Source organism: Methylobacterium sp. WL6 (genome assembly GCF_008040095.1).
Classification (GTDB): domain Bacteria; phylum Pseudomonadota; class Alphaproteobacteria; order Rhizobiales; family Beijerinckiaceae; genus Methylobacterium.
This window is the reverse complement of sequence record NZ_VRVH01000224.1, coordinates 1-7,577: the sequence shown is the minus strand read 5'-3', so window position 1 is coordinate 7,577 and position 7,577 is coordinate 1. Positions and strand designations below refer to the sequence as shown.

Here is a 7,577-nt window from a genome sequence, read left to right as displayed (position 1 = left end):
GCCCGCCGCCGCCGCTGCCGTGGCGGCTCCTCGGGGAATGCCTCGGCGAGGCCTATCAGGTCGCCGACGACCTGCGCGACGTCGCCTGCCGCCAGGAGGAGATCGGCAAGCCCGCCGGCCGCGACGCCACCCTCGGCCGGCCGAACGCCGCCCTGCTCCTCGGCATGGGCGGCGCCCTCGAGCGGCTGAAGCGCCTCTCGGCGGAGGCGATCGAGGTGATCCCGACCTGCCCGGGCGCCGACGCGCTGCGCGCCGAGATCGCCGCGCAGACCCGGCTCTTCCTGCCCGCGAGCCTCGCCCACGAATTCGCCTGAGGCGAGGGGCATGGCGGCGGAAACCAGCGTGGGCATCGTCTCCGGCGGGGAGAAGAACGACCTCCGCGCCGTCCCGCTCGCCTCGGCGGGGGGAGGGTGGCTCGCGTTTCGAAACCTTCGCGAGCGCTGGCGCGCCTTCCGCATCGCCCGCGTCGCGAGCCCCGCATTCCAGCGTTGGGCCGCCGGGTTTCCGCTGACGCGCCGCATCGCGCGGACGAACACCCGGGCGCTGTTCGACCTCTGCGCCGGGTTCACCTACTCCCAGGTGCTGCTCGCCTGCGTCCGGCTCGACCTTTTCCACACGCTGCAGCCCGGCCCGCTCGCGACGGCCGTGCTGGCCGAGCGCCTCCGTCTCGCACCGGAGCGGGCCGAGCGCCTCCTGAAGGCCGCCGCCTCCCTCGACCTGATCGGCCGCCTGCCCGACGCGCGCTGGGCGCTGGCCGACCTCGGCGCGGCGCTGATCGGCAACCCGTCGGTGGCGGCAATGATCAAGCATCACGCCATGCTCTACGCCGATCTCGCCGACCCGGTCGCGCTGCTGCGCGGCGAAGGACCCCCGACGCAACTCTCGGGTTACTGGCCCTACGCCAAGGCCGCCGAGCCGGACGCCGCGGAGGCCGAGGCGGTCGCCGGCTACAGCCGCCTGATGGCGGCCTCGCAGGCGCTGATCGCCGAGGACGTGCTCGACGCCTATCCGCTCGGATCGCACGCCTGCCTGATGGATGTCGGTGGCGGGGAGGGCGCCTTCGTCACCGCCGCCGCGGCCCGCCACCCCGGCCTGCACCTGATGCTGTTCGACCTGCCGGCGGTCACCGCCCGGGCCGAGGCGCGCCTCGGTGCGGCGGGCCTGACGGTCGCCTGCCGCGGCGGAAGCTTCTTCTCCGATCCGCTGCCGCGCGGCGCCGACGCGATCTCGCTGGTGCGGATCGTCCACGACCACGACGACGCCCGCGCCGCGGTGCTGCTGCGTGCGGCGCACGACGCGCTGCCCCCCGGCGGCACGCTGCTCATCGCCGAGCCGATGGCCGGGACGCGGGGGGCCGAGCCGATCGGCGACGCCTATTTCGGCTTCTACCTGCTCGCCATGGGCAGCGGCCGCGCCCGCACCGTCGAGGAGCTGACCGCGATGCTTCGCGATGCCGGATTCGACGCGATCCGCAGCGTGAAGACCCGTCGTTCCCTGCTGACGCGCCTCGTCGTCGCCCGCAAACGAGGCGAAGTGTAAATTTGGCTTGACGCTTTGCGTTGTCATTCTAGGATGACTGATGGCCGACCGGGAGAGTCGGGCCAGGGATGGAAGAGGCACCGCACATGGACGCGCTCGCCGTCGTTCTCGAGAAACCGGAGGTGCTGGCGCTCAACCGCCTGCCGCTGACTCCGGCCGCAGAGGGCGACGCGGTGGTCGCCGTCACCTGGAGCGGGATCTCCACCGGCACCGAGCGCCTGCTCTGGACCGGGCGGATGCCGAGCTTCCCCGGCATGGGATACCCGCTGGTGCCGGGCTACGAGTCGGTCGGCACCGTCGAATCGGCGCCCGCGGGCTCGGACCTGAGCGTCGGCCAAGCGGTGTTCGTGCCGGGCGCGCGCTGCTTCGGCACGGTGCGCGGCCTGTTCGGCGGCGCCGCCTCGCACCTGATCGTGCCGGCGGAGAAGCTGGTGCCGGTCGACCCCGCCCTGGGCGAGAAGGCGATCCTGCTGGCGCTCGCCGCCACCGCCTACCACGCGATGGCGAGCAACGCCCCCGGCGAGCGCTCGCTGATCGTCGGCCACGGGGTGCTCGGGCGCCTGCTGGCCCGGCTCACCGCCCTGTCCGGCGCGATGCCGACGGTGTGGGAGACCAATCCGGTCCGGGCGCGGGGCGAATTCGGCTATCCCGTCATCCACCCCGATCAGGACGAGCGCCGCGACTACGCGACGATCACCGACGTCAGCGGCGATGCGAGCCTCCTCGACACGCTGATCGGGCGGCTGTGCTCCGGCGGCGAGATCGTGCTCGCCGGCTTCTACGAGGCGCCGCTCGCCTTCGCCTTCCCGCCGGCCTTCCTGCGCGAGGCCCGGATCCGGGTCGCGGCCGAGTTCCGGCCGCACGACCTCGCGGCGGTGAGCGCGCTCGTCGCACGCGGCGCCCTCTCCCTCGACGGCCTGATCACCCACCGGCGCCCGGCGTCGGAGGCGGAGCAGGCCTATCGCACGGCCTTCGGCGAGCCCGAGTGCCTGAAGATGATCCTCGACTGGAGGAACGCATGAACATGCACCTGACCAACGCCGCGCTCCGCGCCGAAGCGGCCATCGAGCCGGATCCGGTGGCGACCGCGCCGGCGAAGAAGGAAACGCAGATCATCGCGATCTACGGCAAGGGCGGCATCGGCAAGTCGTTCACCCTGGCCAACCTCAGCTACATGATGGCCCAGCAGGGCAAGAAGGTCCTTCTCATCGGCTGCGACCCGAAGAGCGACACCACCTCGCTGCTGTTCGGCGGCAAGGCCTGCCCGACCATCATCGAGACCTCGACCCGGAAGAAGCTCGCCGGCGAGCCGGTGGCGATCGGCGACGTCTGCTTCAAGCGCGACGGCGTCTACGCGATGGAGCTCGGCGGCCCCGAGGTCGGGCGCGGCTGCGGCGGCCGCGGCATCATCCACGGCTTCGAGCTTTTGGAGAAGCTCGGCTTCCACGAATGGGGCTTCGACTACGTCCTGCTCGACTTCCTCGGCGACGTGGTCTGCGGCGGCTTCGGCCTGCCGATCGCCCGCGACATGTGCCAGAAGGTCATCGTCGTCGGCTCGAACGACCTGCAGTCGCTCTACGTCGCCAACAACGTCTGCTCCGCGGTCGAATACTTCCGCAAGCTCGGCGGCAACGTCGGCGTCGGCGGCCTGGTGATCAACAAGGACGACCACACCGGCGAGGCCCAGGCCTTCGCGGCCGCCGTCGGCATCCCGGTGCTGGCCTCGATCCCGGCCGACGACGACATCCGCAGGAAGAGCGCGAACTACGAGATCATCGGCCGGCCCGACGGGCGCTGGGGCTCGCTGTTCGCCGATCTCGCCCAGAACGTCGCCGAGGCGAAGCCCAATCACCCGACGCCGCTTTCGCAGGACGGCCTCCTCGGGCTGTTCTCCAGCGAGACCACCGGCCGCGACGTGGTGCTGGTGCCGGCGACCTTCGAGGACATGTGCGGCGTCGCCCACGTCGCCAAGCCGTCCCTCGAAGTCGTCTACGACGAGGTTTGAGGCGCATGGCCGTCACCCTCGACATCGCCGCGCTCCGCGCCCGCCGGGAAATCCCGGCCTCGACGCTCGCCGCCGCGCAGGCGCCGGCCGTGAACCTCGCGGCGACGAAGGGCGACGGCCTCGGCTGCCATGCCGGCAAGGACGTGATGCGGGCCGCCGCCGCCGAGGCCGGCATGAGCGAGACGCTGGACCGGCTGGCCAAGGATTACCCCGTCGGGCCGCACGACCAGCCGCAGAGCATGTGCCCGGCCTTCGGCTCGCTCCGAGTCGGCCTGCGGATGCGGCGCACCGCGACGATCCTGTCCGGCTCCGCCTGCTGCGTCTACGGGCTGACCTTCACCTCGCACTTCTACGGGGCCAAGCGCTCGGTCGGCTACGTGCCGTTCAACTCGGAGACGCTGGTCACCGGCAAGCTGTTCGAGGACATCCGCGAGGCGGTGTTCCTCACGGCCAAGCCCGCCGATTACGACGCCGTCGTGGTGATCAACCTCTGCGTGCCGACGGCCTCGGGCGTGCCGCTGCGCCTGCTGCCGAAGGAGATCGACGGCGTCCGCATCATCGGCATCGACGTGCCGGGCTTCGGGGTGCCGACCCATGCCGAGGCCAAGGACGTGCTCGCCGGCGCGATGCTGCGGTTCGCGCGCACGGAAGCCGAGCAGGGCCCGGTCCAGGCGCCGCGCGCCGGCCGCTCCGAGCGCCCGACGGTGACGTTGCTCGGCGAGATGTTCCCCGCCGATCCCGTGGTGATCGGCGCGATGCTGGAGCCGCTTGGCCTCGCCGCCGGCCCCGTGGTCCCGACCCGCGAATGGCGCGAGCTCTACGCGGCGCTCGACGGCGCGGCGGTGGCGGCGATCCACCCGTTCTACACCGCGAGCATCCGCGAGTTCGAGGCGGCCAGCCGGCCGATCGTCGGCTCGGCGCCGGTCGGCGTCGACGGCACCGCGGACTGGCTCGACCGGATCGGCGAGGCCTGCGCCGTCCCGCGCGGCCTGGTCGAGGCCGCCAAGAACCGCCTGCTGCCGCCGATCCGCGGCGTGCTCGCCGCCGCCCCGATCCAGGGCCGCATCACCCTCTCCGGCTACGAGGGCTCGGAGCTGCTGGTCGGGCGCCTGCTGATCGAAAGCGGCGCCGACCTGCGCTACGTCGGCACCGCCTGCCCGAGGACGCCCTGGGCGGAGGCCGACCGCGACTGGCTCGAGGCCCGCGGCGTCCAGGTGAAGTTCCGGGCCTCGCTCGAGGACGACCTCGCCGCGATGCGCGAATACCGGCCCGACCTCGCCGTCGGCACCACGCCGGTGGTGCAGAAGGCCAAGGAGGCCGGCACGCCGGCTCTGTACTTCACCAACCTGATCTCGGCACGGCCGCTGATGGGCGTCGCCGGCGCCGGCTCGCTCGCCAAGGTGATCAACGCCGCGCTCGGCAACAAGGGCCGCTTCGACGCGATGCGCGGCTTCTTCGAGGGCGTCGGGACCGGCCACGCCGCCGGCGTCTGGGAGGCGGTGCCGCAGCTGCGCAAGAGCGTGGCGCGGGCGCCCGCGTCGAAGAAGCACGACCACGATCCTATCGGGGAGATGGCCTGATGCTCGTCCTCGATCACGACCGCGCCGGCGGGTATTGGGGTGCCGTCTACGTCTTCACGGCGATCAAGGGCCTGCAGGTCATCATCGACGGCCCCGTCGGCTGCGAGAACCTGCCGGTCACCTCGGTGCTGCACTACACCGACGCGCTGCCGCCGCACGAGCTTCCGATCGTCGTCACGGGCCTCGGCGAGGAGGAGCTCGGCCGCCACGGCACCGAGGGCGCGATGAAGCGGGCGCATGCGGTGCTCGATCCCGGCCAGCCCAGCGTCGTCGTCACCGGCTCGATCGCCGAGATGATCGGCGGCGGGGTCACGCCGGAGGGCACCAACATCCAGCGCTTCCTGCCGCGCACCATCGACGAGGACCAGTGGCAGACCGCCGACCGGGCGATGCGCTGGCTCTGGCAGGAATACGGCGCCAAGCGCTTCGCCAAGAAGGGCATCCCGGCGCGTCCCGCGCGCAAGGAAGGCGAGCGCCCGCGGGTCAACCTCATCGGGCCGGCCTACGGCACCTTCAACATGCCCTCCGACCTCGCCGAGATCCGGCGGCTGGTCGAGGGGATCGGCGCCGAGATCAACCTGGTCTTCCCGCTGGGCTCGCATCTCGCCGACGTGCCCAAGCTCGTCAATGCCGACGCCAACGTCTGCCTCTACCGCGAGTTCGGGCGCCTGCTCTGCGAGGACCTGAGGCGGCCCTACCTGCAGGCGCCGATCGGCGTGCTCTCGACCACCAAGTTCCTGCGCTCGCTCGGCGAGATCCTCGGCCTCGATCCCGAGCCGTTCATCGAGCGCGAGAAGCACACCACGATCAAGCCAGTCTGGGACCTGTGGCGCTCGGTGACGCAGGACTTCTTCGGCACCGCGAGCTTCGGCATCGTCGCGACCGACACCTACGCGCGCGGCGTGCGCCACTTCCTCGAGGAGGAGATGGGGCTGCCCTGCACTTTCGCCTTCGCGCGAAAGCCCGGCGCCAAGCCCGACAACGCGGCCGTGCGCGCGGCCATCGCGAACGATCCGCCGCTGGTGCTGTTCGGCTCGTTCAACGAGCGGATGTACGCGGCCGAGAGCGGCTGCCGGGCGGTGTTCGTGCCGGCCTCGTTCCCCGGCGCGATCATCCGGCGGCACACCGGCACGCCGTTCATGGGCTATTCCGGCGCGACCTACCTCGTGCAGGAAGTCTGCAACGCGCTGTTCGACATGCTCTTCCACATCCTGCCGCTCGCCCGCGACATGGATGCGGTCGAGGCGACGCCGGCGCGGATGCATCGCGAATTGCCGTGGAACGAGGCCGCGCGGGCGCTCCTCGACGCGCATGTCGAGCGCCAGCCGGTCCTGGTCCGGATCTCGATGGCCAAGCGCCTGCGCGATGCCGCCGAGCGCGGCGCCCGCCGCGACGGCGCCGGAGAGGTCGCACCCGGGCACGTCGAGACCGCCCACGACGCCCTGAAGCTCGGAGTCGCCGCATGAGCGCGTCCGCGAGCCTGCCGATCCCTGCCGCCCACACCCCTTCGCCCCGGCTCCGGCCGGACGAATCCGCCCGCACCCCGCCGAGCCCGCGCCCTGCGCCGGCCCCAGCGCCCAGGAGGACATCCATGGCCCGATCGATCGATGCGACGTCCCGGCTCCACCAGGAGGAGGTCCAGTTCAAGGTCATCCTCGGCGCGGCCTACCCGTTCTTCCTCGCCGCCGCGATCGCCCAGCGCGTGATGCCGGCGCGCGAGCCGGGCCGCCCGGCCCAGCGCCGCTCGGTCTTCGGCGAGGCCAAGGCCATGGCGGTCTCGGCCATCCCCTACGCCTTCATGGGCTGACGCCTTCGGGCCGCGCCGGATCGCGCTTCGCGCCGGCCGAGCCCTTCGAGACGCTTCCGTCCGGGCAGAACGGGTGGAAGTCCGGTCGTGGCACCCAACGCCGCCACGGCGCTCACCCCCGCGCGACCCTGCCGCGCGGTCAGCCAAACGGAGGTACTTCAACCATGGCCAATCCCGGAACGCTCGAACGACCGAGCAGCCTCTCGGGGCTGACGGAACCCGAAGCCAAGGAGTTCCACGCGATCTTCCTGACGAGCTTCATCATCTTCACCGCGATCGCCGTGGTCGCGCACATCCTGGTCTGGATGTGGCGCCCGTGGCTGCCCGGGCCGAAGGGCTACGCCATGCTCGAAGGCGGGGCCCAAGCCGTCCACGGCCTCGTCTCGATGATCTCGTAAGGGAGGACACCATGCACAAGGTCTGGCTCCTGTTCGATCCCCGCCGCACGCTGGTGGCGCTGTTCACCTTCCTCTTCGTCCTCGCGCTGCTGATCCACTTCATCCTGCTCAGCACCAGCCGGTTCAACTGGCTGGAGGGCGCCAAGGACTCGAAGGCGGCCTCCCTTCAGATCGTCGCGCCGACCCCGGCGTGACCCGGCCCCGCGGCGTGCCGGCCGGGTTCCCGCCCGGCCGGCATGCCGCGCGAG

General features: G+C 71.9%; 9 protein-coding genes. All 9 read left to right on the top strand.

Annotated features, from left to right (window positions below; genetic code table 11):
* Positions 1 to 314 (top strand): polyprenyl synthetase family protein (locus tag FV230_RS21435; RefSeq protein ID WP_187275575.1); only part of this gene is annotated, 314 nt, incomplete at its 5' end.
* 10 nt (positions 315 to 324) lie between these two features.
* The gene (locus tag FV230_RS21430; RefSeq protein WP_147843838.1) at positions 325 to 1,539 is read left to right on the top strand and encodes a methyltransferase; all 1,215 of its coding nucleotides are present in this window, start codon (positions 325 to 327) and stop codon (positions 1,537 to 1,539) included.
* Positions 1,540 to 1,625: 86 nt separating this feature from the next.
* Positions 1,626 to 2,561: a chlorophyll synthesis pathway protein BchC gene (gene bchC / locus FV230_RS21425; protein WP_147843839.1), complete on the top strand. Its 936-nt coding sequence runs from the start codon at positions 1,626 to 1,628 to the stop codon at positions 2,559 to 2,561.
* The gene (locus tag FV230_RS21420; RefSeq protein WP_147843837.1) at positions 2,558 to 3,544 is read left to right on the top strand and encodes a chlorophyllide a reductase iron protein subunit X; all 987 of its coding nucleotides are present in this window, start codon (positions 2,558 to 2,560) and stop codon (positions 3,542 to 3,544) included. Before bchC ends, FV230_RS21420 begins: the two co-directional genes overlap by 4 nt.
* A 5-nt stretch (positions 3,545 to 3,549) precedes the next feature.
* Positions 3,550 to 5,124 (top strand): chlorophyllide a reductase subunit Y, encoded by a 1,575-nt coding sequence (gene bchY, locus FV230_RS21415; protein ID WP_147843836.1) that lies wholly within the window; start codon positions 3,550 to 3,552, stop codon positions 5,122 to 5,124.
* Complete coding sequence (gene bchZ, locus FV230_RS21410; RefSeq protein WP_147843835.1) at positions 5,124 to 6,590, top strand: chlorophyllide a reductase subunit Z; 1,467 nt, start codon at positions 5,124 to 5,126, stop codon at positions 6,588 to 6,590. The genes bchY and bchZ overlap by 1 nt, the downstream gene beginning before the upstream one ends.
* A gap of 125 nt (positions 6,591 to 6,715) precedes the next feature.
* Positions 6,716 to 6,931 (top strand): hypothetical protein, encoded by a 216-nt coding sequence (locus FV230_RS21405; RefSeq protein ID WP_147843834.1) that lies wholly within the window; start codon positions 6,716 to 6,718, stop codon positions 6,929 to 6,931.
* A 164-nt stretch (positions 6,932 to 7,095) separates the two neighbouring features.
* The gene (gene pufB, locus FV230_RS21400; protein WP_147730005.1) at positions 7,096 to 7,329 is read left to right on the top strand and encodes a light-harvesting antenna LH1, beta subunit; all 234 of its coding nucleotides are present in this window, start codon (positions 7,096 to 7,098) and stop codon (positions 7,327 to 7,329) included.
* A gap of 11 nt (positions 7,330 to 7,340) precedes the next feature.
* The gene (gene pufA, locus FV230_RS21395; protein ID WP_147730006.1) at positions 7,341 to 7,523 is read left to right on the top strand and encodes a light-harvesting antenna LH1, alpha subunit; all 183 of its coding nucleotides are present in this window, start codon (positions 7,341 to 7,343) and stop codon (positions 7,521 to 7,523) included.
* Positions 7,524 to 7,577: the final 54 nt, after the last annotated feature.